Annotated in this window: 24 protein-coding genes; 11 read left to right on the top strand and 13 right to left on the bottom strand. The window is 69.2% G+C overall.

Annotated features, from left to right (window positions below):
• Window positions 1–40 precede the first annotated feature (40 nt).
• On the bottom strand, window positions 41–1,279 hold the full coding sequence (locus ENC19_RS04630) for a PQQ-dependent sugar dehydrogenase (RefSeq protein WP_164445835.1): 1,239 nt from the start codon (window positions 1,277–1,279) through the stop codon (window positions 41–43).
• 137 nt (window positions 1,280–1,416) lie between these two features.
• On the opposite strand from ENC19_RS04630, the gene ENC19_RS04625 reads away from it, so the two are divergent.
• The 6 genes from ENC19_RS04625 to ENC19_RS04600 all read left to right on the top strand — a co-directional run bounded on the left by ENC19_RS04625 (window position 1,417) and on the right by ENC19_RS04600 (window position 10,090).
• The gene (locus ENC19_RS04625; RefSeq protein ID WP_164445834.1) at window positions 1,417–2,037 is read left to right on the top strand and encodes a DUF4760 domain-containing protein; all 621 of its coding nucleotides are present in this window, start codon (window positions 1,417–1,419) and stop codon (window positions 2,035–2,037) included.
• Window positions 2,038–2,462: 425 nt separating this feature from the next.
• On the top strand, window positions 2,463–3,887 hold the full coding sequence (locus ENC19_RS04620) for an endo-1,4-beta-xylanase (protein WP_164445833.1): 1,425 nt from the start codon (window positions 2,463–2,465) through the stop codon (window positions 3,885–3,887).
• A 43-nt stretch (window positions 3,888–3,930) separates the two neighbouring features.
• Window positions 3,931–5,373, top strand: a complete 1,443-nt coding sequence (locus ENC19_RS04615; RefSeq protein WP_164445832.1) for a ricin-type beta-trefoil lectin domain protein — start codon at window positions 3,931–3,933, stop codon at window positions 5,371–5,373.
• Window positions 5,374–5,520: 147 nt separating this feature from the next.
• Complete coding sequence (locus ENC19_RS04610) at window positions 5,521–8,217, top strand: RICIN domain-containing protein (protein WP_164445831.1); 2,697 nt, start codon at window positions 5,521–5,523, stop codon at window positions 8,215–8,217.
• 98 nt (window positions 8,218–8,315) lie between these two features.
• The gene (locus ENC19_RS04605; RefSeq protein WP_164445830.1) at window positions 8,316–9,227 is read left to right on the top strand and encodes a hypothetical protein; all 912 of its coding nucleotides are present in this window, start codon (window positions 8,316–8,318) and stop codon (window positions 9,225–9,227) included.
• 53 nt (window positions 9,228–9,280) lie between these two features.
• Window positions 9,281–10,090 (top strand): metallophosphoesterase family protein, encoded by an 810-nt coding sequence (locus ENC19_RS04600; protein ID WP_164445829.1) that lies wholly within the window; start codon window positions 9,281–9,283, stop codon window positions 10,088–10,090.
• A gap of 46 nt (window positions 10,091–10,136) precedes the next feature.
• Here the strand turns inward: ENC19_RS04600 and ENC19_RS04595 are convergent, their stop codons facing one another.
• Entirely contained in the window at window positions 10,137–10,730 is a 594-nt protein-coding gene (locus tag ENC19_RS04595) for a TetR/AcrR family transcriptional regulator (RefSeq protein ID WP_164445828.1), read from the bottom strand.
• Window positions 10,731–10,784: 54 nt separating this feature from the next.
• Between ENC19_RS04595 and ENC19_RS04590 the strand changes: the two genes are divergently transcribed.
• The 3 genes from ENC19_RS04590 (at window position 10,785) to ENC19_RS04580 (ending at window position 14,785) form a co-directional block, all read left to right on the top strand.
• Window positions 10,785–11,801 carry an alpha/beta fold hydrolase gene (locus ENC19_RS04590; protein WP_309246157.1) on the top strand — a complete coding sequence of 339 codons (1,017 nt, stop codon included), beginning with the start codon at window positions 10,785–10,787 and terminating at the stop codon, window positions 11,799–11,801.
• 313 nt (window positions 11,802–12,114) lie between these two features.
• On the top strand, window positions 12,115–14,361 hold the full coding sequence (locus ENC19_RS04585; protein WP_164445827.1) for a M48 family metalloprotease: 2,247 nt from the start codon (window positions 12,115–12,117) through the stop codon (window positions 14,359–14,361).
• Between the two features lie 13 nt (window positions 14,362–14,374).
• Window positions 14,375–14,785 (top strand): effector-associated constant component EACC1, encoded by a 411-nt coding sequence (locus tag ENC19_RS04580; RefSeq protein WP_164445826.1) that lies wholly within the window; start codon window positions 14,375–14,377, stop codon window positions 14,783–14,785.
• A 27-nt stretch (window positions 14,786–14,812) separates the two neighbouring features.
• Here the strand turns inward: ENC19_RS04580 and ENC19_RS04575 are convergent, their stop codons facing one another.
• From ENC19_RS04575 to ENC19_RS04565, 3 genes are all read right to left on the bottom strand, one after another.
• Window positions 14,813–15,640, bottom strand: a complete 828-nt coding sequence (locus tag ENC19_RS04575; protein WP_164445825.1) for a DUF72 domain-containing protein — start codon at window positions 15,638–15,640, stop codon at window positions 14,813–14,815.
• A gap of 34 nt (window positions 15,641–15,674) precedes the next feature.
• Complete coding sequence (locus ENC19_RS04570) at window positions 15,675–16,418, bottom strand: hypothetical protein (RefSeq protein WP_164445824.1); 744 nt, start codon at window positions 16,416–16,418, stop codon at window positions 15,675–15,677.
• Window positions 16,419–16,617: 199 nt separating this feature from the next.
• Window positions 16,618–17,865, bottom strand: a complete 1,248-nt coding sequence (locus ENC19_RS04565; protein ID WP_164445823.1) for a glycoside hydrolase family 16 protein — start codon at window positions 17,863–17,865, stop codon at window positions 16,618–16,620.
• Window positions 17,866–18,046: 181 nt separating this feature from the next.
• Between ENC19_RS04565 and ENC19_RS04560 the strand changes: the two genes are divergently transcribed.
• Window positions 18,047–18,760, top strand: a complete 714-nt coding sequence (locus ENC19_RS04560; RefSeq protein ID WP_164445822.1) for a Clp protease N-terminal domain-containing protein — start codon at window positions 18,047–18,049, stop codon at window positions 18,758–18,760.
• Between the two features lie 4 nt (window positions 18,761–18,764).
• Here ENC19_RS04560 and ENC19_RS04555 read toward each other — a convergent pair whose 3' ends face one another.
• The 4 genes from ENC19_RS04555 to ENC19_RS04540 form a co-directional block, all read right to left on the bottom strand.
• The gene (locus tag ENC19_RS04555) at window positions 18,765–19,283 is read right to left on the bottom strand and encodes a hypothetical protein (protein ID WP_164445821.1); all 519 of its coding nucleotides are present in this window, start codon (window positions 19,281–19,283) and stop codon (window positions 18,765–18,767) included.
• 85 nt (window positions 19,284–19,368) lie between these two features.
• A complete protein-coding gene (locus ENC19_RS04550; protein ID WP_166457914.1) occupies window positions 19,369–19,788 on the bottom strand; it encodes a PIN domain nuclease in 420 nt (139 codons plus the stop codon).
• Window positions 19,788–20,042, bottom strand: a complete 255-nt coding sequence (locus tag ENC19_RS04545) for a type II toxin-antitoxin system VapB family antitoxin (protein WP_164445819.1) — start codon at window positions 20,040–20,042, stop codon at window positions 19,788–19,790. Before ENC19_RS04545 ends, ENC19_RS04550 begins: the two co-directional genes overlap by 1 nt.
• Window positions 20,043–20,105: 63 nt before the next feature.
• Window positions 20,106–20,294, bottom strand: a complete 189-nt coding sequence (locus tag ENC19_RS04540) for a DNA repair protein (protein WP_164445818.1) — start codon at window positions 20,292–20,294, stop codon at window positions 20,106–20,108.
• 156 nt (window positions 20,295–20,450) lie between these two features.
• Here ENC19_RS04540 and ENC19_RS04535 point away from each other — a divergent pair, with 156 nt between their 5' ends.
• Window positions 20,451–21,110 (top strand): GNAT family N-acetyltransferase, encoded by a 660-nt coding sequence (locus tag ENC19_RS04535; protein WP_164445998.1) that lies wholly within the window; start codon window positions 20,451–20,453, stop codon window positions 21,108–21,110.
• A gap of 197 nt (window positions 21,111–21,307) precedes the next feature.
• Here ENC19_RS04535 and ENC19_RS04530 read toward each other — a convergent pair whose 3' ends face one another.
• The 4 genes from ENC19_RS04530 to ENC19_RS04515 all read right to left on the bottom strand — a co-directional run bounded on the left by ENC19_RS04530 (window position 21,308) and on the right by ENC19_RS04515 (window position 24,484).
• Entirely contained in the window at window positions 21,308–22,006 is a 699-nt protein-coding gene (locus tag ENC19_RS04530; RefSeq protein WP_164445817.1) for a TetR/AcrR family transcriptional regulator, read from the bottom strand.
• On the bottom strand, window positions 21,969–22,463 hold the full coding sequence (locus ENC19_RS04525; protein WP_164445816.1) for a thiol-disulfide oxidoreductase DCC family protein: 495 nt from the start codon (window positions 22,461–22,463) through the stop codon (window positions 21,969–21,971). Before ENC19_RS04525 ends, ENC19_RS04530 begins: the two co-directional genes overlap by 38 nt.
• 150 nt (window positions 22,464–22,613) lie before the next feature.
• Complete coding sequence (locus ENC19_RS04520) at window positions 22,614–22,973, bottom strand: hypothetical protein (protein WP_235944374.1); 360 nt, start codon at window positions 22,971–22,973, stop codon at window positions 22,614–22,616.
• Between the two features lie 56 nt (window positions 22,974–23,029).
• Window positions 23,030–24,484 (bottom strand): glycoside hydrolase family 3 protein, encoded by a 1,455-nt coding sequence (locus tag ENC19_RS04515; protein ID WP_164445815.1) that lies wholly within the window; start codon window positions 24,482–24,484, stop codon window positions 23,030–23,032.
• Window positions 24,485–24,581 lie beyond the last annotated feature (97 nt).

Here is a 24,581-nt window from a genome sequence, read left to right as displayed (position 1 = left end):
AGACGACGATCTGCGGGTGTCCGCCGGCCCTCGCCCAGGTTCAGCGGTTCGCTGGCTCGCTGCTCGGGGCCGGTTGGACGCGCTCGAACCGTATCCGGCTCAGCCAGCCCGGCAGGTCGCTGAGCGCGTACAGCTCGCCGTGCACGTCGGCGTCGATCGCGGTCGGCTGGATGGGGAAGTTGCCGATGATGGCGCTCTCGTAGCCACCCCAGGGTTTGGGGCGTACGGCGAAGGCGAGGGTCGAGCAGTAGTCGCTGGCGATGTAGGTGCCCCAAGCTTCCGGGGTGGCGGAGCCTCGGTACACCACGCCGCCGGTCACCGAGCAGCTCTCGGTCATGTAGTGCTCGTACTCGAAGACCGGGTCGGTGTACTTCACGCCTGGTCGGCACTGCTCCGGGTCGAACACCGGGGTGCCCTCGCGGCAGGACCAGCCGAGGTTCGCGCCACCCTGCCACGGGCGGATGTGGTTGATCTCCTCGACCAGGCCCTGGCCGACGTCACCGATCCACAGTGAGTTGTCGAGCTTGTCGACCGAGAACCGCCACGGGTTGCGCAGCCCGTACAGCCAGATCTCCGGCCGTGCGCCCGGCGTGCGGACGAACGGGTTGTCCCGGGGTACGCAGTAGGGCTTCGCGCCGCAGCTGCGGTTGACGTCGATCCGCACGATCTTGCCGAGCAGGGTGCCGAGGTCCTGACCGGCCTTGTACGGGTCGTTCGCGTGTCCGCCGTCGCCGAGGGACCAGTAGAGGTAGCCGTCGCGGCCGAACGCGACCTGTCCACCGTTGTGGTTGTTGTACTCGGCGTGTTCCTGGGTGAGCAGCACCTGTAGCCGCGCGGGAGCGCTGATCGGCAGTCGCGCCAGGGTCAGCGCACCGTCCGGGAGGCTGGTGTAGGCCACGTAGAGCATCCCGGTCCGTGCGAAGTCCGGCGCGGGGGTGATGCCGAGCAGGCCGCGCTCGTTGCCCGACGTGTCGACCCGGGCGGTCAGGTCGAGCACCGGCTCGGCCGCCAGGCCGGTGTCGGGGTGGTAGGCGCGGACGGTGCCGTTCTTCTCCGCGATCAGCATCCGCCCGTCCGGCAGCCCGGTGAGCGCGATCGGGCGTTGCAGCCCGAAGGCCACCTGTTCGGCTACCACGGTCAGCTCGGTGAGGGGCACCTTGCCGGGGCGCGGAGCGCCGGCCGTGGCGGTGCCGGCGGCCGACGCCGACAGCAGCGCGGAGAGGACCAGGACGAGCAGCCCGGCCAGTGTGGGTGCCGGGCGCCAACGCCGTCGCGACATGTTCTCAGCTCCTTGAGCAGGTGGTATGGAGTACGCAGGCTGGGAGCGTGCCCAACACTACATCAACAATTGTCAATGAATAAACCTGAGGCGCGGGATCGGCGGCCCGGTGGAGTGGTCTTCGTACGATGACCGGCATGGATGTTGCGATCGTGACGAACGCGGTCGTGGCCGCGGTCTCGGTGATCACCGTCGGTGTCTCGGTGTTCTTCGCGCTCCGGCAACTGCGGCTGTCGCAGGGTGCGAACCACACTCTGGTCGCGATCGAGCTGCTCACCCGGGATCGGATGAGCGACGTCTTCCTGGACAGTCAGCAGTTCGTGCTCACCGAGCTGAGGGCGAGCTGTCCGCCCGGTCTGCGGGTCAGCGACCTGCCGCCCGAGGCTCGTAAGCACGTGAACCGGATCGCGTTGTACTACAACGGCCTGGGTCAGATGCTGGCCTTCGACGTCGTCGACCCGGCGTTGCTGATCGGCACGGGTGGGTACCGCGCCCGGGAGGCATGGAGCGTGCTGGAGCCGTACATCCTCGCCGAGCGGGCGGCGCGCGGCGAGTCGTATCTGGCCAACTTCGAGCATCTCGTGGTGCTGGCCACCGAGAGGCCGTGGTCGGTCGCGGTGCGCAAGCTGGGCCTACGCCGGTTCGGCAGCTACCCGGCCAGCCTGGGCCTGGTGACCGGGGCGGATCACGCGGCTGCGCAGGCGCCGGCCGCTGATTCAGTCGGTGAACGCGGCGTCGGTTCCGCGGGCTCCGTTTGACGGCCACCGCGCCTCCTGACCCGGGGCGGCCGGCGCGCCGCCGCGCACCGCTGGCCGGTCGTCGGCCGCCGCCTGCTCGCCCATATGGTGGATCAGAGTGACTGATGTTCACGTGCACATTGCGCGGGACGGTGGTGGCGTGACCGACGTGGCTCGCCGCCATGGATCTCTGACCCGCTAACCCCATCGATCGGCAGCGTTGGGGTCGGGCTGTCCGGCCGATGCAGTGGACTCGTCTTACCTGGTCTTTTTCTGGTCGTTGAGCGGAACTTCTTGAGCACCCCGTAACTTTGTGGCAATCTCACTGCCATCGATGTGTAGCGTTCTCTCGTCTCCTGTGGTCTGCACCGATGGGCACCTGAGTCGCCGGGCGATGTTAGCGCTAACTCGTCGAAGTGACGCGACTCTGGAAGGTGCTGAGACAGATGAGGAATCTCGTACATCCGAGCGGTTCTCCGCGACGACGGTGGTCGGGCACGGCGACGATCCGCACGCTGGCGGTCGGCTTGCTGATGGCCGGCACGGTCCTGGTGCCCAGCGGTGTCGCAAACGCGGGCACCACGTTGGGCACCTCGGCGGCAGAGAAGGGGCGCTACTTCGGCGCCGCCGTCGGCACGTACAAGTTCAACGACAACACGTACATGACGGTGCTGAACCGCGAGTTCAACAGCCTGGTCGCCGAGAACGAGATGAAGTGGGACGCGACCGAGCCGCAGCGGGGCGTGTTCAACTTCAGCGCCGGCGACCGCATCGTCAACCACGCCCGCTCGCGGGGGATGAAGGTGCGCGGGCACACCCTGCTGTGGCACGCCCAGCAGCCCGGCTGGGCGCAGGGCCTGTCCGGCGGTGACCTGCGCAACGCCGCCATCAACCACGTCACCCAGGTGGCCAGCCACTTCCGGGGGCAGATCTACTCGTGGGACGTGGTGAACGAGGCGTTCGCCGACGGCGGCAGCGGCGCGCGGCGGGACTCGAACCTGCAACGCACCGGCAACGACTGGATCGAGGCCGCGTTCCGCGCCGCCCGCGCGGCCGACCCGGGCGCCAAGCTCTGCTACAACGACTACAACACCGACGGCATCAACGCGAAGTCGACCGGTATCTACAACATGGTGCGCGACTTCAAGCAGCGCGGCGTACCGATCGACTGCGTCGGCTTCCAGTCCCACCTGGGCACCACGATCGCCGGTGACTACCAGGCCAACCTGCAACGCTTCGCCGACCTCGGCGTGGACGTGGAGATCACCGAACTGGACGTCACCCAGGGCGGCAACCAGGCCAACATCTACGCCACCGTCACCCGCGCCTGCCTGGCGATCTCGCGCTGCACCGGCATCACCGTGTGGGGCGTACGGGACTGTGACTCCTGGCGCGGCAGCGACAACGCCCTGCTGTTCGACTGCGCCGGCAACAAGAAGCCCGCGTACACGGCGGTCCTCGACGCCCTCAACGGCGGCAGCACCCCGGCTCCGACCGGCAACAGGTTCCGCAACGAAGGGTCCGGCCGGTGCCTGGACGTCAACGGCGCGAGTTCGGCGAACGGCGCACAGATGATCATCTGGGACTGCCACAGCAACGCCAACCAGCAGTTCACCCAGAACGGGCGGGCGTTGCAGGTGATGGGCAAGTGCCTGGACGTGCCGAACAACGCCGCCGCCGGCACCCGGGTGCAGATCTACGACTGCCACGGTGGGGCGAACCAGCAGTGGAACGTCAACAGCAACGCCACGATCAGCAACGCGCAGACCGGGCTCTGCCTGGACGTCAACGGCGCCGCCACCGCCAACGGCTCCGCGGTCATCGTGTGGGGCTGCCACGGCGGCGCCAACCAGCGCTGGAACCGGGCCTGAGCTGATGAGCACGACAGTCGGTACCGTACAGAAGGGAACGACGATGGTCAGATCCCGCTCGAATCGCTCGTTGAGCCGGATGCTCGCCTGCGCCCTGGCCGCTCTCGTCGCGGTGCCGACTGTCGTGCTCGGCGGTGCCGCACCGGCAGCCGCCGACACCAGCCAGTTCCGTGGTGTCAACTGGGCCAGGTTGGGCGACAACTTCCACGGCGGACCGTTGGTCCTGCACGGGCTGAGCAGCTCCGACAGCTACGCGACGGTGGTGGCCAAGGCCAACGCGATCTACACCGGCTTCCAGACCAACCTGGGCGCCAACACGGTCCGGCTGCCGATCAACACCTACACCGTCGGTACGAGCTGGTGGAACGCGTACACCGGCGCGATCGACGCGGCCACCGCGAAGGGTCTCCGGGTCGTACTCTCCTACTGGGACGACGGCGTGGCCGCCAGTGGGGGACGGATCGTCAACACCACCGCCTTCGACACCATGTGGAACACCGTGGTCGCCAGGTACGGCAGCAACGACCTGGTGTACTTCGAGCCGATGAACGAGCCGGGCGGGCACAGCGCCGCGGACTGGGCCAACGTGGTCAACAACTGGCTCACCGCCCGTCCGTCGATCCCCCGCCACCGGGTCTTCGTCAGCGGCGCCGGCCTGAACACCGACATCAAGTCGATGTGCGCCGACCGTCGGCTCGACGGGACGATCGTGTCGCTGCACCACTACACCTTCTTCAGCGGCGCGAAGACCTACGACCAGTGGGTGACGTTCCTGCGGGACGCGATCGGCTCCTGCGCCGCCCGTACCGTCATGGACGAGTTCGGTGCGCCGATGGACACCGGGCTCAACTACCACGACACCACCAGCACCGACAACTTCGTGCGCTACTTCCGCGCCACCACCGATGTGCTGCGGGAACTGCGGATCGGCTCGATCTACTGGCCGGGCCTGGGCGGCAAGGTCACCGCCGGTCAGGGCGACGACTGGTACGCCATGCAGAAACTGCACGGCACCGGCACCAACCTGACCCTGAGCACCCCCAACGCCAGTGGACTCGACCGTCTCCGGTACGCCTGGGGCCTGACCGACGGCGGCACACCGGACCGGGTGAGCCGGCTGCGGAACGTCGGCACCGGGCAGTGCCTGGACATCCCCGGCGCCACCACCGCCAACGTCCAGGTCCAGGTGTACGCCTGCAACGACACCGCCGCCCAGCGGTGGACCGTGACGGCCGGTGGCCAGCTCACCGCGCTTGCCGGCCAACGGTGTCTCGACGCGTACAACCGGGGGACCACGAACGGCACCGTCGTCGGCACGTACGCGTGCAACGGCGGCGACAACCAGCGGTGGACGGTCGGTAGCGACGGCACGATCCGCGGCGCGCAGTCCGGCCTCTGCCTGGACGTGAACACCACCACGGCCAAGGTCCAGCTCTGGGCCTGCTGGGGCGGCGACAACCAGAAGTGGCAGGTGCAGAACGCCTGACCCGGCATTCATCAGCAACGGTCCGTGCCGTCCGTACCGACTTGGCGGCGCGGTAGGTCAATGGCTTCCGGGACGGTCCGGCTGTCACGCGCAGAGGCGCCTCGCCTCGGCGGGGCACGGGCCGTCGCGGACGTGGAGGGAGAAGAGATGAGATCCGTTGTCCATGCCGGGAAAGGTTGCCTACTCGCGCTGGGGGTGTTCGTCTCCGCCGCGGTGCCGGCCGTGATCGCAGATCAGGCGCCGGCTCTGGCCGCGGTCCAGGAGACGCTTCACGTCGCACCGAACGGGAACGACGCCAACCCCGGCACGCTCGCCGCGCCGTTCCGGACGCTCCAACGCGCGCGGGACGTGGTGCGCACGAAGACCGCGAGCATGACCGGCGACATGCAGGTCTACCTTCGCGGTGGCAGCTATCCGGTGGCCAGCACGATCGAGTTCGGGGCCGGTGACTCCGGCACCAACGGCCACCGGGTGATCTACTCCGCGTACCCGGACGAGACGCCGGTGCTTGAGGCCGGTGTGCAGGTGACCGGCTGGACCCAGCACAGCGGCAACATCTGGAAGGCCCCGCTCGACCGGGCCAACAAGCTGCGGGCGCTCTACGTCAACGGCCAACGGGCCCACATGGCAGCCAAGACGATCACATCCGGGGGCTGCCACGGCACGTACACCATCACGGCGGGACAGGCCGACTGGGCGTGGGAGTCGGGCTCGCAGTGCGAAGGCGCGAGATACAACCCGGCCGATTTCCCGGCGATCTCCCGCAACCAGGAAGACATCGAGATCGAGACGGGCACCACCTGGACCACGGCCATCGTGGGAGTTCGCCAGGTGACCACGAGCGGTGACGGTCAGAGTCGTATCGCGCTGTTCCAGCAGCCGGGTGCCGCCATCGCCCAGGGGGCGTTCAACGGCAACGCCCAGATCAACGGTAGCCACAAGGTCATGAACGCCTACGAGTTCCTGGACACGCCCGGGGAGTTCTACTTCGACAAGTCCAGCCGGACGCTCTACTACTACAAGGCCGGCGCCGACAACATGTCCACCGCGTCGGTCTTCGCGCCGAACAACGTGCCCACCGTGCTGCGGGTCGCCGGTACCTCGACCAGCAACCAGGCGCGCAACATCACCTTCTCCGGTCTCACCGTGCGGCACTCCGACTGGAACCTGTTCAACGTCGCCGGCTCGGTGTACAAGCAGGCCCAGCAGGGCAATCTTGGCGCCCAGGCGTACGCGCGCGGCAACTTCCACGTCTACTACTACCGCAACGTCGACCTCACCCCCGGCATCATCCACCTGCAGAACGCCAACTCGATCCGGCTGGAACGGAACCGGATCGCGCACACCGGGGCCGACGGGATCACCCTGGTCAACGACGTGACGAACACCCAGTTGATCGGCAACTACACCAACGACATCGCCGGAACGGCGATAAGCGTCGGTCACCCGCAGCACGTCTTCATCGGCGATCACACGTCGAGCAACCGGGAGAAGTACCCGGCTCAGGTCGAAGGGCCTCCGAAGAACATCGAGATCAGGAACAACTACATCCACGACAGTGCGGTGCTGTTCAACGGGCACGGCGCGGTCGCGGCGTACTTCGCCGACACCCTGACGGTGCAGCACAACCGCATCGAGAAGGCGCCGTGGGCGGGTATCACGATGGGCTGGGGGTGGTGGAACTTCGACGGCTCCTCAGGATCGATCGCGCCGAACCGGCCCACCACCACGGCGAAGAACAACACCATCAGCCACAACCACATCATCGACACGGTGCAACGACTCAGCGACACGGCACCGATCTACACGCTGGGCAGCCAGCCGGGCACCACGATCCACGACAACTATTTCCAGGGCGTCCCGGCCGGTCACAAGTACGGGCTGCACCCGGACGAGGGCTCGGCGTTCATCACCTTCCGGGACAACGTCCTGAGCGTGGACAAGAACATCACCTGGATGATCAACTCCGACGACTTCGGGCGTAAGCACGACCTGAACATCACCCAGACGTACGGCCCGATCAACAAGGTCTCCAACAAGAATCTGCCGAACAGCACCATCCACGACATCCTCGTCTCCGCCGACTACGTCTGGCCGGCGGCGGCCTACGCGATCGCGGTCAACTCCGGGCTCCAGGACTCGTTCCGGGACATCACCCAGCCGCGCAACCTGCCGATGCAGGACTACGTCCTGCCGGCGAGCACATTCGTGGGCAGCGGCACGTCCTCGATCCCGATCCGCAGCGGCGGCGACCCGACGAGGTCGCTGTGGCTGGCCCCGTCCGGCACCACCACCTTCGCCGCCGGACCGACGATGACCAGGGCGGACGGCAACGCGACCTCCATCGCGGTGCCGACGGCGTCGGGTGACTACCGACTTTTCGTGGTCGACGCGCAGGGGAGTCGGTCGGCCGAGTCGAAGTCGCTCGTCCGGCGGCAGGGCACCGGCGGTACGCCTGACACCCAGCTCGTCGGTGGTCAGTCGGGTCGGTGCATCGAGGTGCCCGGCGCCACCACCACGAACGGCACCCAGACGCAACTGTGGGACTGCTCCGGCGGCTCGCACCAGCGCTGGACCTACACCGCCAGCAAGCAGTTCACCGTGTACGGCAACAAGTGTCTGGACGCCAACGGTGCCGGCACCACCAACGGCACCACGGTCATCATCTGGGACTGTCACGGCGGTCTCAACCAGCAGTGGAACGTCAACGCCAACGGCACCATCACGAATGTCCAGTCCGGACTCTGCCTCGACGCCAACGGCGCCGCCACCGCCAACGGAACGAAGATCATTCTTTGGTCCTGCAACGGCGGCGCGAACCAGCAGTGGAGTCGACGCAGCTGAGAGCCGGATCCGGAGGGGCAGGCACCGGCGGTGCCTGGCCCCTCCGACGTCAGAGAAGCGCTGCGTGCGGAGAGACCGACGCCCTGGACGAGGCACGGGTGAGCTGGCACCATGTGCCGATCATGAAGCGGGCCCGGATGGAGAACCTGGTGAACAGCTCGTGGTCGGGGTCGGGTGGGCTGTCGAGGCGATCGGGTGCTGGCGCGGTGGGCCGGCTGGCCGCGGTGGCAGGTGTGGCGGTCGCGCTGGCCCTGGCGGCCGGCTGCGCCGACGCGGGATCGCAAGCGTCGGCTCCGAGCCCGTCGGCAAGCGCGGCAGAGAAAGACCTGCACAGGTGGCTGCACGAGGGCGCGAACAAAGTCGGTCAGGACACCTACTCGTCTCGTTTCACCATGACACGCAGGGACGTCGAGGGAGCTTCGGTCAGTACGAGAGTCGAGATGACGGTGGACCCGGCCAGGCGCCGGAGCGACATGAGCATCCACTTCCCCATTCGGCAACCCGGCCACTTTCAGTGGGTTGAGATAAAGACCGTCGACGAGGAGAGTTGGGCGCGGTTCTTCGGCTTCGGAGCGCCTCCCGAGGGGTGGATACCGGTCGACCTGCCGCGTCTGTTTGGTGCGGACTCCTCGATCTTCACCGGTACGCAGGCGATGTACGACCTCCAGGACCTGGTGAAGACGTCGGTCGAGCTGCGGCTCGTCACCGAACGAGCCGTTCATGGTGTCCTCGACCTCCGTCGGCACCCCCACCTGACCGTCGAGCTGTGTGAAGAATCGTCGGGGACGAACGCGATGGTGCCCTTCGACGCCACCCTCGACGCGCAGGGCCGGCTCACGAACCTGTCGCTGCACTTCGATCAGGTGGAAGCGGGCGCCGGTGAGTGGCAGTTTCTCTACCACTCGTTCGGTCGGCGACTGCCGATCGACCCGCCACCCGCCAAGGACGTACTCGAACCGGACGACCTCGACCCGCAACTGCTTGCCGAACTACGCGACGTCGGCTGGTAGTAGGCGGGCCGCCGCCACCCCACCGCCGGGACTGCCACGTCTACGATCGGCCGGTGGCCCGATCCCTCGACCGCATCGCCCTCATCTCCGACGTCCACGGCAACCTGACCGCACTGGAGGCCGTGCTCGCCGACATCGACGCACGCGGCATCGAACGGATCTTCAACCTCGGTGACTACGTCGGCAAGGGGCCGCGCGGCCGCGAGGTGATCGAGCTCTGCCGGCAGCGCTGCGAGGTCAACATCCTCGGCAACTGGGACGACTTCCTCCCCGACCCGGACCGGACCTACGACAGCGAGGCGATGGCCTGGTGGCTGGCGCAGCTCGCCGCCGGCCAGGGCGACTGGCTGCGCGGGCTACCGTTCAGCCACGACTTCCTGCTCAGCGGGCGGCGGGTACGACTCTTCCACGCCTCGGCGACGAGCGTGCACCGTCGGGTGCGGTTCGACCACGACGAGGCCGAGTTCCTCGGCATGTTCGCCAACACCCCGGCCACCGGCGACGGGCCGGAGCCCTCGGTGGTGGGCTACGGCGACACGCACGATCCGTTCTACGAGGTGGACCGCGAGCGTCGCACCCTGTTCAACACCGGCAGCGTCGGCAACGCGATGGACGACCCGACCCCGGTCTACGTGATCCTCGAAGGTGTCGTCGACGCGGAGCTCGACGCGCCGTTCTCGATCCAGTTCGTTCGGGTGCCGTACGACGTCGAGGCGGAGTTGGCCCTGGCGGCCCGGCTGGGCATGCCCGAGCTGGCGGGGTACGTCTCCGAGCTGCGGCACGGCGTCTACCGGGGCGAGATGAACGCTCCCGGCGGACCGAAATACCACCGGCGGCCGAGGCCGCGACAACCGGCCGCGTGACCGGTCCGGCACCACGGGGCGTACGCACGGCGACAGCGAGCCCGGGTCACCGCGAGATCGTCGTTTCGAGCATGTCGACGAGGTGCTCGGCCGCTGTTGCCGTGTCGTAGTCGGGGTCGTGGAGCTGCTCGGCGACGATGGCGTCGATGCCGCCACCGACGATGATCGCCGTCGTACGCGGGTCGATGTCACCGCTGGCGCCGCGCGCGAGCCGGGCCGCGTCGATGAGCTGGGCCAGGGGACCCCAACGGGCGGCCGGATCGTGTTCACCGTCGTCGTGCACCATCGCTTCGATGATCATGCGGGTGTGTCGCGGATGTTCCCGTAGGTGTCCCACCATCGACCTGACGTACGCGGCGGGCCGGTTCGCGGGGGCGGCGGCCTCGACCGCGGCGGCGACGTCTGCGACCAGGGCGGCGAGGGCGTGCTCGTGCGCGGCGCGTACGACGGCGGCCTTGGTGGGGAAGTGGTAGAGCACGGCGGCCTTGGTGATGCCGGCGCGTTCGGCGATGGCGGCCAGTGAGGCGCCGGCGTAGCCCCGGTCGGCGACCAGCTCGATGGTGACCTCGATCAGTTGGGTGCGGCGGGCGCGCTCGATCAGGGTGAGTTCGCTCGTCGCGCCCTCTCGTCTCCTTGTCACCCGCCAGATTCTACCGTACGGTCGAAAAATCTACCGATCGGTTAGGAGTGTGTCGTGCGGACCAGGCTGATGAAGGTACTCAACCGGCTGCGGCCCAGGTCACGGTGGCTGCGCCTGGTGCTGGCCGGGCTCGCACTGATCGCGCTGGCGGTCACCTTCGCCGTTCGCCAGCCCGCTCCGATCGGCCACTGGGACAGCGCCGACGGGCAGGACCGGTTCCTCCGGGCCTACCGGGAGGCCTTCGCCGCCCTGCCCGACCCGGCGGAGACCATCGACGTACGCACCGACTTCGGCATCGTCCGCGTCTACCGCTTCGCCGCCACCGCAGCCGGCGCGGAAGGCGGCGGTGCGAACGCCCCGTTGCTGCTGTTGCCCGGGCGCGCCTCGGCCACCCCGGTCTGGGCCGACAACCTGCCCCTGCTGCTGCCGATCAGCGACGTCTACACCGTCGACCTGCTCGGCGAGCCGGGCATGAGCGTGCAGAGTCGCCCGATCAACACCGACGAGGCGCAGGCCGAGTGGCTGCACCAGACCCTCCAGGCGCTCCCGCCGGACAGGTTTCACCTGGTCGGTCTCTCGATCGGGGGCTGGACCGCGGTCAACCTCGCGCTGCACCGACCGGAGCACATCGCGTCGATGACCGTCATCGACCCGGTCCACGTCTTCGCCGATATACCGTTCGGCACCATCGTGCGGTCCATCCCGGCCGCGCTGCCCTGGCTGCCCAGGTCGTGGCGGGACAGCTTCAACTCCTACACCGCCGGCGGCGCGCCGGTCGAGGACGAGCCGGTCGCCGACATGATCGAAGCCGGCATGCAGCACTACCGGATGCGGCTGCCACAGCCCACGCGGATCAGCGAGGAACGACTCCGTCGACTCGACCTGCCGGTCCTGGCGATCATCGCTGGCGAATCGGTGATGCACGATCCGCAGTCGGCCGCCGAGACCGCACGCCAGACCCTGCCCCGGGGCACCGTCCGGCTCTACCCGGACGCTTCCCATGCCGTCAACGGTGAGCAGCCCGAACGGATCGCCGAGGACGTCGCCGCCTTCGCCGCCTCGCACCCGTGACCCGATGGCCCAGCCTTTGACGGTTTCATTTATCCGTGGAACTTTCACCTTTGTTGCGCGGTGCGGAAAGCACCAACCTCAGCCATTCGTCCGATGCCGATTGTCCACTCTGTACCATCCTGTCGGAGTGTTCCCACCGGGCGCTCGAAAATTCAGTTCGGAACCGGGTGGCGGAGCGGGTATCGGCCGGAGTAAGGTCTGCGTCTGCCGCAGAGCGTTCCACGGCTGAAAGGCAGCTGCTGTCCGCTCTCGATATTCGTTTACGCGCGAACCGTTTCGTGATTCACCCCTTTCGGCCTGTGCAGGAGTTTTCGTGCAGCAGAACGCGGTGCAGCCTTCCAGCGATGAGCAGAATCAAATAGTCGACGATCCCACGCCGCCGTCGGCGCGACCATCAGTACCGGAGGTCGACATCGCGCGACCAGATTCGAATCCCGGACGGCTGGCCAACCGTCCGCCCGGCTATCCGAACGCGCTGGTCTGGCTGCGGGTCGGGATTCTGCGCGACTGGCGTGGTGTGTTGGGTTCCTTCGTCGCCGCCTGGTTCTACGTGCCGGTGGCACTGTTCACGGCGGTGGTGCTCGCGGCGGTCGCGGGGCTCGTCCTGGCGTTCACCGGCGGCTCGGTGTTCGTGGACCAGGTTCCCGACGAGATTCGGGACGCGCCGATTATCGGGGGACTGGTCAGTTCCTTCCTTGAACAGTCCGGTGGGGCGATCGGCGCGTTCGTCGGCGCCGGGCTGGCGTTCCTGGTCGGTCTGCTCCTGGTGCCGGTCCTCCGGTTCAGCGGCGCGGACGGCGCCGTTTCGGTGCTGACCCAATTGGTGGGGATAGCGGCGGCGGCCATTGTGGTGGGCGTGCTCTTCACCCTGTATCGGGTGCTGCTGGAGGACCGACTGCTCCGGGTGTCAGGTGCGCGCGATCTCAGTCGCCGGGAAAAAGAACTGGTCATCCCGATTCTGTACGAGTGCGCGGAGCGGCTCGGTCTGCCCGCGGTACCGAGATTGCTGGTCGAGGACGACCTGGTCAGCACGAATGCGCGAACGTACGCGCGGCACATAGTCGTCACCACCGGTCTGCTCGCCGACCCCCGCGACGAGATCGCCGCGCTGTTGAGTCATGAGTTGGTGCACTGGCGTACCGGCGACGAGATCACTTCGGCCTTCGTCCGGGGTGTCGGCCTGCCCCTCGTGCTGGTACACGCCGTGCCGACCTGGTTGATGCGCAGGTTTCCGCACCCGGCGACGAACCTGTTCGTCTTTCTGTTCTTCTGGCCGGTCCTGCTCACCATGAAGTACCTGGTCCAGCCGCTGCATCGGGCTGATGTCCGGGCAGCGGAGTACCGGGCGGACCTGGGCGCGGTGGTGACCGGGCACACCGAGGGCCTGCGGGCCGTCCTCGAGCGCCGCAGGTCGTTCGAGAGCGGGCGCAGCGGCTGGGACGAAGCTGTCTGCGCCGAACATCCGCCGAACGAACTGCGCCTGGAACGGCTGGAATCGGTCCGGGCCGGTGACGACACCCCCGCACCGCAGACCCCGCCGCGGCGGGTCGTCGACACCGAGGAACTGTTCGGCGGTGACGACCCGGTCGACCTGCGGCGCCCGGCCGTCATCGGTGGTGTCGCCCTGCTCTCCTTCTGCCTGCTCTCCAGCCTGCTCGGCGTCGTGCAGTGGGGATTCTTCCGGCCGGAGACCTCCGTCGAGGGGTACTTCTCCGCGCTGGCCGACCGTGACGTGGACGACCTCGCCGGATGGTTGAGCCCCGAGGTAGGCGCTGCGGTACGCGGCGACGACCTGCTCGCCGACTCGATCAGGTCGGCCGATTACCAGCCGCCCACCGACATCGACATCCGCACCATCGAACGGGATGGCGACGACGCGACCGCCACGGTCTCGTTCGTGGTGGGCGGGAGCCGGACGGAGGCGCAGGTGATGCTCCGCCGCGACGAGGAGTCCACGCTCGGCGTCTTCAAGGGGTGGCACGTCGTCGGCGGCGTCTCGGCTCTCTCGGTCGTCGCCGGCCAGCAGGGGCTCATGATCAACGGAGTGCGGGTGCCGGAGAGCCCGCAGGAACAGACCGTGCTCTCGGTGCCCGGCCTGCACGTCGTGACCGCTGCCGCCAACCCGCTCAGCGAGGTGGCGCCGCAGCACATCACGGTACTGCCCGGTGCCGAGTTCGACACGCCCATCCAGGCGGTGCCGGAGTTGAGGGCCACCGCCCGAGGCGGCATCGACGGGCAGGTCAAGACATATCTGGACGAGTGCGCGCGGCAGACCGTGGCCGCACCCGAGGGCTGCCCCTTCCGGCTGTCCGGGTACCAGAGCGCCAAGGACCTCAAGTGGACCATCGACAGGTACCCCACGACGCAGATCGACATGGTCGGTCCGGCGGTCGCCCAGGTCTCGACGCCCTACGACGGGCAGGGCGAGGTGCGGGTGACCGGTACCTACGAGTCCTTCTACGGCAAGGAGCCGTTCATCGAGAGCTACGTCCTCGACGTCACCGGCGTCGTCACCGTCACCGGCGACGAACTCTCCTTCCAACCCGACGTCGACGAGTGACCAGGAGCATCGGGTGACCGACACGTACCCGGCGGCGAGGCAGCCCGTGCGGCTACAGATGATCACGGATCGGCGGCGGCCCGCCCCGGTCTCGCTCATCGACTGGATCCACCGTCGTGCGGAGTTCCGCACGGGTGTGCGGGACCTGGGCGGACGTACCGGCGGCCGGGCCGGCTTCAGCGAAGCCGTGATCATCGCGGTGGTCGCACAGAGCCTGCTGCCCGGTCTTTTCGCCCTGCTGCAGACCTGGCTCAGCCAGCAACCAAGCGGTGCCACCGTCCGTATGCGCGTCGGCGAATCGGAGGTGGAGATTCAGGTGACCGGGCGGACCGATCCCCGGCAACTGCTGGATCAGGTCACCCGGACCATCCAGGAGAACCGTGGCCCCGAACCTCCCGACCCGGGTCGGGACGCCGCCGGGTAGCTCGCGGCCGGACGAGCGGTGGAGTTGTCAGAAGAGGGTGGTGGGCTCGGCCGGGATCGGCTCGGGCAGCGGGTCCAGCTCCGGTACCTGGGCGCGTACCTCGTCGTGGAAGCGGCGGGCCAGCGTCGGCGCGTCGGCGTTGTCCGGGGTGTGGACGAAGACGGTCGGCGACCGGCCCTCGCGCAGCCAGGTCGCGGTGGCGTCCACCCAGCGCCGCCAGCCCTCGACGGTGCGCGCCGGGTCGTCGCGGCCGAGGTAGCGGACGATCGGCCGGTCGGTCAGCGCGACCACACGCGACGGCATCCTGGGCTTCTTCGTCCAGGCGTCCCGCTCGGCGTCGCTGGTCGGCGGGTCGGTGAAGAACGCGGTGGTGTCGAACGGGATCCACTCGGCGTCCGTCTCGGCCAGCGTCGCCTCCAGCAGCCGGGTGGCGCGGGGGTCGGTGAAGAAGGCCGGATCGCGTACCTCCACGGCCGGTCGGTGGGCGGCGGGCAGGCGGCGCAGGAACCGGGCGAGCGTGGGTATATCGTCCGGGCCGAAGGAGCCGGGCAACTGCACCCAGAGGGCGTACGCCCGAGCGCCGAGGGGCTCGATCGCGTCGAGGAAGGCGCGCATCGGCTGGTCGACGTCGGTGAGGCGGCGATCGTGGGTGACCACCTTCGGCAGCTTGACCACGAAGCGGAAGTCGGGTCCGGTCTGCTCCGCCCAGGTGGCGACCGTCTCGCGGCCCGGGGTGGCGTAGAAGGTGGTGTTGCCCTCGACCGCGTTGCACCAGCCGGCGTAGTGCCGTAGCCGTTCCCGCGCCGGCAGGGGATGGGGGAGCAGTCGCCCCTGCCAGGACCGGTGGGTCCACATCGCACATCCGACGTGCAGTCGCCTGGCCACCTGTTCAGCCGGCGTCGACGCGTTCGACGGTGATGGTGTTGACGCCGGCCGTCGCGTCGATATCGTAGCGGTCGGTGGCGGAGTTCCACTCGGGCGGGGTGAAGGTCGTGCCACCGGCCACCCCCGAGTGGGTGGTGCCGTCGATGGTGACCGAACCGGCGCCGCCACCGGCGCGTACCTGCACGGGCGCGTCGCCGGCCAGGCGGACGACGACCTGGCTGGCGCCGCCGCCGAGCAGGGTGCGCTGCGTCCCCTCCGGTGCGGGCAGCGTCAGTTCGACCCGGTTCGCGCCGGCGGTGAATTCGACGTCACCGAGCTGCCCACCGCGCAGGTCGAGGTGCTGTTCCTTGGCGCCACCGTTGAGTCGGACGTGCCAGCGGACCGACTCGGCCAGCACCACCTCCACGACCGCCGGACCGTCCCGGTCGGTGCCGCGCAGGCTGGTCAGCAGGCTGCCGTCAGTGAGGGAGACCGCGGGACGGACGTTGGCGTCGCGGGGGGTCGACACCCGGTATGCGTCGTCGCCGAGATCGGCGGTACGCACCTGGATCACGTCGGCACCGTCGAGCAGGACGAAGGTGGCCTCCCGCAGGTCGCCGACGGCACCGGTGACGACGTGACCGTTGCGGCCGTCGCCCCGGACCGACACCCACGTCCAGGTGGCGACCACCACCACCACGATGACCAGCACGGCCGCACCGATCCACCACCACGTCCGTCGTCCGCCGGCTGCCTGAGTGCTCTCCACGTCGCCTCCCGTACATCGATGACCGCACGGGTTACTACCCGCCTGTCACCGACTCTTACGCGTGTCACGTCCGGTGGGCTCACCGGTGCCCGGAAGCGACACGGATTCGAGCCGACGTGTCTGAGCGACATGATCATGTCGCTCAGACACGTCGTCGCAGAAGCTTATTGGCTCGGGATGGGCGTTATGGACGGAGACGTCAGGCCCGGGACCACTTCTGGTTGGGGGTGCCGGCACAGTCCCACAGTTGCAGCCGGCCGCCGTTGTTCGGGTTGTTGTCGCGTACGTCGACGCAGCGGTTCGCGTTGAGGTTGACCAGGTCACCGGCGGCGTTCAGGGTGAAGCGTTGCGCCGGGTTGCCGTTGCAGGTGACGAGGTTGACCTCGGTGCCGTTGGCCGTGCCGGCCCAGGCCGGGTCCATGCACTTGCCCATCGCGCGGATGGTGCCGTCGGCGGCGAAGGTCCATGCCTGCGCGGCGGTGGTGTTGCAGTCCCAGACCTGCAGCGGCGCCCCGTCGACCGGGTTGGCGCCGGGGATGTCGATGCACCGGCCGCTCTGCTGTCCCCGGATCCGGGTGGTGCCGGTGTTGCCGTCCGGGACGTAGCCGGAGACCCGGACGTAGTCGACGAGCATCTGCTGCGGGAACTGGGTGCTGCCGTCGGGGTAGCCGGGCCAGTTACCACCGACCGCCACGTTGAGGATCATGAAGAAGGGGTGGTCGAAGACCCAGCGGTTACCACCAAGCCGACCCGGGTCGACCCGGAAGAACTCCGAACCGTCGAGGTACCAGCGGATGATGTTCGGCTCCCAGTCCACCCGGTAGGTGTGGAAGGTGTCGGCCAGCGGCTGTCCGATGGTGCGGCTGCCGGTGATCCCGCCGCCGCCGGAGTAGCCCGGTCCGTGGATGGTGCCGTGCACGGTGTTCGGCTCCCGCCCGACGTTCTCCATGATGTCGATCTCGCCGGAGGCCGGCCAGCCGACGTTGCCGAAGTCGTTGCCGAGCATCCAGAACGCCGGCCAGATTCCCTGACCTCGCGGGATCTTGATGCGCGCCTCGAACCGCCCGTACGCCTGGCTGAACGTGGCCGCGGTCAGCAGTCGGGCCGAGGTGTACTCGCACCGGCCGTAGTGGCACTGGTAGTTGGCCGGGTTCTCCCGGCGGGCGGTGATGACCAGGTTGCCCTGGCCGTCGTGCACCGCGTTGCTGGTGCTGTTGGTGTAGTACTGCCGTTCGTTGTTGCCCCAGCCGTGGCCGCCGATGTCGAAGCGCCACTTGGACTGGTCGACCGGGGTGCCGGCCGGCGAGTTGAACTCGTCCTGCCAGGTGATGCCGCCGATCGCGGCGGCGGCCGGTGCGGACTGCACGGGTAGCAGGAGCGCACTGGTGACGAGGGCCGCGCCCAGGGCGGCGGCTGCCCGCCGGAGGTTGCGGGAGATGGCGTCCACGATGGAGTCTCCTCGGGGGTGGAGGGGCGGATACGCTGGCGAGGCGGTCTGGAGAGCGCTCTCCAAATCCGAGTCTGTCGATTTCGACAGAATTAGTCAAGGTTGTTAACAGCGATCATCAAGGAAGGGGCGTCGTCAACCGGCGGTTGACGAATAACGAGCGTCAACCTAAGGTTGACGCATGACTGAACCCGTGCAGATGAGCAATCCGGTCCGACTCGACGATCTGATCCAGGCAATCAAGCGGGCCCACTCCGACGCGCTCGACCAGCTCACCGACGCGGTGATGGTGGCCGACCACATCGGTGAGGTCGCCGACCATCTGATCGGCCACTTCGTGGACCAGGCCCGCCGGTCCGGTGCCTCCTGGACCGAGATCGGCCGCAGCATGGGGGTGAGCAAGCAGGCCGCACAGAAGCGCTTCGTGGGCGCGGCGATGGATCCTCAGGAGGGCTTCCAGCGGTTCACCCCGCGCGCCCGCAACGTGGTCGCCGCCGCGCACAACGAGGCGAAGGCCGCCGGCAGCCCGCACACCACCCCTACCCACCTGGTGCTCGGCCTGCTCGCCGAGCCGGAGGCGCTCGCCGCGAGGGCGCTGGCCGCCAGTGGTGTTTCGGCCGACGCGGTGCGGGAGGCCGCCACCGCCGCGTTGCCGCCGCCGTCGGACGACGTACCGGAGCTAATTCCGTACGACGCCGCCGGCAAGAAGGCGCTGGAGTTGACCTTCCGCGAGGCGCTGCGGCTCGGGCACAACTACATCGGTACCGAGCACATCCTGCTGGCCCTGCTGGAGCAGGAGAACGGCGAGGGTGTGCTCACCAGCCTCGGCGTGGACAAGGCCGCCGTCGAGGCGAACATCGTGGCGACCCTGGCCAAACTGCGGACGTTCGAGTAGCCGATCAGGGCTCGACGGGGAAGCCGTACCGGGCGGCGTGCTCCGGATCGGCCGGATCGATCTGGCGCAGGCCGGCGTCGGCCAGGCGCTTGTTGACCTCGTCGAGCCGCTCCCGCACCAACCGGGCCTCCTCCTCGGTGACCCGCCCCCGGTGCGGACGGCCGGCGTGCTCGATGGTGCCGTAGTCGATTTTATCGGCGCTGCGGCGGGCCTTCGGCGGGCGTACCCGCTCGGCGGTCCTCAGCAACTGCGCCATCGGCACGTCGGTGGCCATCGCGTCGAACTCGCTCGCGGTCAGCACCACCCGACGCGGCTCGCCCTGGCCGTGCCGGTCGTGGATCTCGACCACCGCCACGTCCAACGCCGCGTCGTCGATGCTCTCCACCTCCACCGGGGTGGCGTCCAACTGCACGGGCCCGGCCACCAGGTCAGGATGCTCGAGAACGACGACGCGGACCGCCTCGTCGTCGGCACCCAGCATCGTGCCGCTGAAGTCGGAGACGTGGATCGTCTTCTTGCCCATGGATGTGCCAGCTCCCGTCGTGACCCGCGAAGGACCAGCAGACGTTACCCGACAGGTGTGCGAAAGCGCGCGGTGGCTCGCCGCGCTACAGGCTTCCTCGGGGCGCCACCCACTCGGTCGGTTGACCGGTGATCGCGGCGATCCGGTCGTAGTCGGCGTCGTAGTGCAGCACAGTCGCTCCGTGCACCTCTGCGGTCGCCGCGATCACCAGGTCGGGCAGCCGGAAGTTGCGATGCTGGCTGTCCGCGGCGAGCATGCGGTGCACGGCGAGAGCACGATCCATCGCCGCGGTCGTCACGTCCATCCACCGGTGGCCGCGCAGGGCTTGCCACAGGATCTCGTACCCCTTCGGGTGAGGAGCATTGTTGAGGAACTCGAGAGCGGCCATGTGGCAGGTCGCCAGGCGTCCCTCGGCCAACAACGTCTCAAAGCGGCGACGGACCGTCGGATATCGCCCCTGAAGCACGAACACCGACGTGTCGGCCAGATAGATCGCTCCTGCCATCACGCGGCCTCGGAGTCGCGCGCGTCCTCGACGAGCCGACCGAGATCCCGGCCGCCGCCGTAACGCCACGCCTCTGCGGAGTCGGTGAAGTCCATCTCCACCTGATCGAATGCGGAGACGATCTCCCGTGCCTGGCGACGCAGGGCAAAGGCGTGCAGGGCGGCGTTGATGGTAGCCACCTTGGTGTCGGTGCCGAGCACCTCGCGGGCCGCCTCAAGCCACTCGTCGTTCACGTCCACGGTGATGCGCGTCATGTCGGGAATCGTACACCAGAGCAGCCGATTTCCAGGCATCAAGATCGCAAGGCGTTTGGTGCTTCAGTGGGGGTTCAGGTGGTGCCGTACGGGTCCGGCCGGCAGGCTGTTCAGCTCGTGCCAGGAGAGGGTGGCAGGGCGGGTGCGGTGTCCCCGGTAGGGGGCCTGGGCCGGAGTCCGGCCGGTCGCCCCGTGGTGTCGCCAGGCGCGCTCGGGGTCCTGCTGATCACGGTCCTGCGGGTGTTTCGGCATGCCTACACCGTTTCAAAGAAAGTTGTCCATGAATGGAAATGGATATGACGGTCGATCGATCGTTCAGGTTCCCCGGATCGCGCCCACCTACGCCCCGAACTCACCGGGTCCGTCGTACCGTGAGCGGCGTCGACGGTGACGGACCGGGAGGTGTTGATGCTCGACCGGCGGCTCCACCTGCACCTCGCGACCTGGCTGGGACAGTGGCCGGCCGGCCCGGGCCTGCACGTGGTCGGGTCCGGGCGGCGGACCCGACCCGCCTGGGACGGCCGCCCGCGCCCCGCCATCGCGGTCCACGCCGGGGCCAGCGGCGTGCTCTCCGTGGCGCCCGACCGGGTCGCGGCCGTACGTGAGCTGGTGCGGCGCCCGGACGGGCTGCTGAACGCACTGCCGGCCGCGGTCGGGTATCCACGCTGGGCCGTGCACGACGACGTCTTCCGGTGGAGCGTCGCGCCGGCGGACCTGCCGGATGTCGGTGAGTGGGCGCCACCGACCACGCCCGGCCTGCCCTCCTGGCTGCGGCTGTTCGACCGGTCGGTGCTCGTCGTGCGCGACCAGCGGGGCCGCTACCTGGCCGGCGTCGGGATCAAGCGGCATGACCGGCACGGACACGAGCTGGCGGTGGGTACGGTCCCGGCGGCGCGTGGCCGCGGCCTGGCCCGCAGACTGGTGGCCCAGGCGGCTCGTCGGGTGCTCGACGACGGTGCCGTGCCGACCTATCTGCACGACCGGAGCAACGCCGCCTCGGCTCGGGTGGCGGAGGCCGCCGGGTTTCCCGACCGGGGCTGGCGCTCCTACGGCGTCTACCCGAGCTGACCATCGACCGGCAGGGCGCGGACCGTGGATCCCGGGCCGGATCCACGGTCCGCAGCCTCCCCCCCAGGTCCGGGTGCGGCTCCAGTGCCGATCACGCTACGTATTCGGAACGCTCTGGGCAAGCCGCCGCCACCGTCTCGTTGCTGTCCAATTGTGGACTTGACCTGGGAAGAAGCGTTACCTCTCGCCCGACGCGGTCAGTGACGCAGGGTGTGAATCAGGCTGACGACCTGCTGGGTCACCGGCCGCAGCACGCGCAGTCGCGACAGCTGCACCAGCCGGTCGACAAGCGGCACCGCGCCGTCGATCAGCTGCCGGGTCCGGGCCTGTCCCGGCGAGCGGTCGTAGACCCAGAAGAGCACCACGCCCATGTAGGCGAGCCAGAGCAGCTCGGGCAGTTGGCGGCGAAGCTCCGCGTCGACCTTGGCGGTGGAACCGGTCAGCACCTCGGCGTAGAGGCCGATGGACGCCTCGCGGGGCCCGGAGGACTCCGCGGAGAAGGGGCTCAGCGGGGAGGTGGGTTCCGCGGCGGTCTTGAAGAAGCTAGCCGCGAACTCGTGCGACGGCGTCAGCACGTCGATGCCCGCGTGCAGCACCCCGGCCAGCCGGGCGGCGAAGTTGGATTCGCGTTCCAGTACCGGCTCGGCCGCCGCCCGGTGCTCCGTCTGCGTCCGGGCGTAGAACTCCTGGATCAGGTGTTCCTTCGACTGGAAGTAGTAGTAGGCGTTGCCGACCGCGACACCGGCCTCCGTCGCGATGGCGCGCATGGTGGTGCGGGCGTAGCCGCGTTCGCGGAACAACCGCATCGCGGTCTCCAGGATCAGCTGCCGCGTCTGCTCGCCCCGGGCGGTCGCCGCCTCACCCGCAGCGGTCGTCGGCACAGTCTGGTCGGTCATTCCGGTCACCGTATCCCGCCGCGTCGCCGGTCGGCTCCGGCGACGGTTCACGGACCCGCTCGCGTACCGCCGACGCGGCGGCCACCACCCGCCGGGCCAGAGGCAGCAGGTGGGGGCGGGCGAGACGCTGGGCCGTCTCCCGGTGGTCGGCCAGTGCCCACAGGCACGCGAACCAGGCTCCGTCGCCCGCGTAGACCTCGCCGTTGTCGGCGATCACGGTGAGGTCACGCAACGTGGCGTCGTGGTCCAGGCCGGGGAAGCGCTGCCGGGCGGCGGTCGAACCGGCCGGCACGAACTCCAGCGGTACGAGTTGCGGACGCGACGAGAGCCAGCCGCGCGCGGCCCGGCACAGTGGGCAGTGTGCGTCGTAGAGGACGGTGAGGCCGCGGATGCCACCGCCCCCGTGTGCGGTGGCATCCGGCAGTCCCTCCGTTCCTCCCTGGCCCGGCCTGGTCATCGGGCCGGCGGGTTGGCCTGGCCCGGTGCGGCCGGTGCGGCACCCGGGCCAGGCATGCCCGGACCGGGCGCCGTGGGCGGATGGGCGGGCTGGACCGGCAGTCGGCCGACGGGGGCCAGTGGGGGATGGGTGGCGAGCTGACGCAGCCGGTTACGCCGGTACCGGCCCAGGGCGAAGACGTTGAAGAAGTGCAGCGCGCCGAGCACCAGCAGCACCAGCCCGATCTTCCACGAGAGTTCCTCCATCGCGATGCTTTGTGGAGCCGACCTGCTCGGAGTGCCGCATCGCCACCGTGACGTAGCCGAGGTTGAGCAGGTAGAAGCCGACCACGAGCAGGTTGTTCACCGCTCGTGCCAGGCGTTCGTCGGCGAACACCTCTTCGAGGAAGACCAGCCCGTTGCGGCTGAGCGCCCGCGCCACCCAGACGGTCAGCCCGATGCTGACCGTCAGGTAGACCAGGTACATCCAGACCTTGATGTCCATGTGTCGACCAATCTTGAACGCGTTCAACTTGATGTGCGTAAGCGTAGGGCAGAAGTTGAACGCGTTCAAGATGGCGCTCGGGATCAGTGGATCAGGCCGAGTGCCTCGGCGGCGGCTCGGCCGTTGGCGTGGCTCGCGCCGTACGTGGTGACGAAGGCTCGTACGTGCTCGGGTCGCCAGGTCGCCGGCCAGCCCATCTCCACCACGGCCACCGGATGCGTGGCGGACAGCGCGTCGACCAGCTCCGGACCGCCGGGCAGCCGGTGCAGATGGCGGGCGACCAGGAGGATCGGCCGGCCGGCGGCCCGTCGGCGCAGGTCGGCCGGGTCCGTCTCGGCGGCCACCACCCGGATCTGTTCGGCGCCGCCGCCCAGGTGTGGTCCGAGGCCCCACGGCACCCGGCCCTCGGCGATCGTGGAGTTGCCGTGCAACTGCACCACGAGGGACCGGTCCAGCCCGGTCGGCGCGCCCTCCACCCGTAGCGCTCGGCGGGCCGCCGCGTACCCCAGGTCGCCGGAGGCGGCGGTGGTGCGGTCGGCGGTCCGGGTCCAGGCGGCGAGGTCCGCGACACGACCGGCCGCCTGCTCGACACGGGACCGGTCCAGCCGGCCGTCGCCGAGCGCCGCCACGATCTCGGTGGCGACCCGCTCGACCAGGTCGGCATCGACCTTGGCGCCGATGCAGAGCAGATCGGCCCCGGCGGCCAGGGCGCGTACCGCGCCCGGGGCGATGCCACCGGCGGCCAGGGCGGCACCCTTCATCTCCAGCGCGTCGGTGACGACGACGCCGTCGAAGCCGTACTCGTGGCGCAGTAGGTCCACCAGCACGGTCCGGCTGAACGTGGCGGGCAAAGTCCCGGTCAGCGCGGGCACCCGGATGTGTGCGGTCATCGCCGCCTTCGTCCCGGCGGCGACCACCGCGGCGAACGGCGGCAGGTCCCGCCGGCGCAGCAGCTCGGGCGCGACGTCCACGGTGGGTAGTTCGTGGTGGGAGTCCGCCACGGTGGCGCCGTGGCCGGGAAAGTGCTTGGCGCAGGCCGCCACTCCGGCGGCCTGGAGCCCGGCGGTCGCGGCGGCGGCGTGCGCGGCGACCTGCTCCGGGTCGGCGCCGAAGGACCGGGTGCCGATGATCGGGTTGTCGTCGGCGGTGTTGACGTCGACCGTCGGTGCCAGGTCGAGGGTGATGCCCACGCCGGCCAGCTCGGTGCCGATGGCCTGGTAGACCTGGCGGGTGAGCGTCACGTCGCCGACCGCGCCGAGCGCGGCGTTGCCCGGGTACGGACTGCCGGTGGCGTGGGCGAGCCGGGTGACGTCGCCGCCCTCCTCGTCGATGGCGATCAGGACGTCGGACCGGCCGCCGCGCAGCATCGCCGTGCTGGCCGACACCTGGGTCGGTCCGATGACGTTGCCGCCGAACAGGGTGTGTCCGGCGAGCCCGTCGGCGACCAGGTCGACGGCCCACTCGGGCGGGACCGACCCCGGGTACGCGGCCAACAGGGTGCCCAGCGCCAGCCGGCGCAGTCCTGGATCCAGCCCCACGTGCTTTCTCCTCTCGATGCCGGCCGGCGCGGATCTCGTACCGGGTCGGCGGAGGGTCGCGCTCCCACGTGGCCGATACGCTACGGCTTACCCGTTC

Origin of the sequence: Verrucosispora sioxanthis, from assembly GCF_010560025.1 — a bacterium.
GTDB classification, from domain to species: Bacteria; Actinomycetota; Actinomycetes; order Mycobacteriales; family Micromonosporaceae; genus Micromonospora; species Micromonospora palythoicola.
The sequence above is the reverse complement of the archived record's forward strand: the minus strand, read 5'-3'. Positions and strand labels throughout refer to the sequence as shown.

Coding starts and splice junctions, on each gene's coding strand:
- ENC19_RS04630 (WP_164445835.1), bottom strand. CDS start 1,279: ATGTCGCGACGGCGTTGGCGCCCGGCACCCACACTGGCCGGGCTGCTC.
- ENC19_RS04625 (WP_164445834.1), top strand. CDS start 1,417: ATGGATGTTGCGATCGTGACGAACGCGGTCGTGGCCGCGGTCTCGGTG.
- ENC19_RS04620 (WP_164445833.1), top strand. CDS start 2,463: ATGAGGAATCTCGTACATCCGAGCGGTTCTCCGCGACGACGGTGGTCG.
- ENC19_RS04615 (WP_164445832.1), top strand. CDS start 3,931: ATGGTCAGATCCCGCTCGAATCGCTCGTTGAGCCGGATGCTCGCCTGC.
- ENC19_RS04610 (WP_164445831.1), top strand. CDS start 5,521: ATGAGATCCGTTGTCCATGCCGGGAAAGGTTGCCTACTCGCGCTGGGG.
- ENC19_RS04575 (WP_164445825.1), bottom strand. CDS start 15,640: ATGTGGACCCACCGGTCCTGGCAGGGGCGACTGCTCCCCCATCCCCTG.
- ENC19_RS04560 (WP_164445822.1), top strand. CDS start 18,047: ATGACTGAACCCGTGCAGATGAGCAATCCGGTCCGACTCGACGATCTG.
- ENC19_RS04555 (WP_164445821.1), bottom strand. CDS start 19,283: ATGGGCAAGAAGACGATCCACGTCTCCGACTTCAGCGGCACGATGCTG.
- ENC19_RS04550 (WP_166457914.1), bottom strand. CDS start 19,788: ATGGCAGGAGCGATCTATCTGGCCGACACGTCGGTGTTCGTGCTTCAG.
- ENC19_RS04545 (WP_164445819.1), bottom strand. CDS start 20,042: ATGACGCGCATCACCGTGGACGTGAACGACGAGTGGCTTGAGGCGGCC.
- ENC19_RS04540 (WP_164445818.1), bottom strand. CDS start 20,294: ATGCCGAAACACCCGCAGGACCGTGATCAGCAGGACCCCGAGCGCGCC.
- ENC19_RS04535 (WP_164445998.1), top strand. CDS start 20,451: ATGCTCGACCGGCGGCTCCACCTGCACCTCGCGACCTGGCTGGGACAG.
- ENC19_RS04530 (WP_164445817.1), bottom strand. CDS start 22,006: ATGACCGACCAGACTGTGCCGACGACCGCTGCGGGTGAGGCGGCGACC.
- ENC19_RS04525 (WP_164445816.1), bottom strand. CDS start 22,463: ATGACCAGGCCGGGCCAGGGAGGAACGGAGGGACTGCCGGATGCCACC.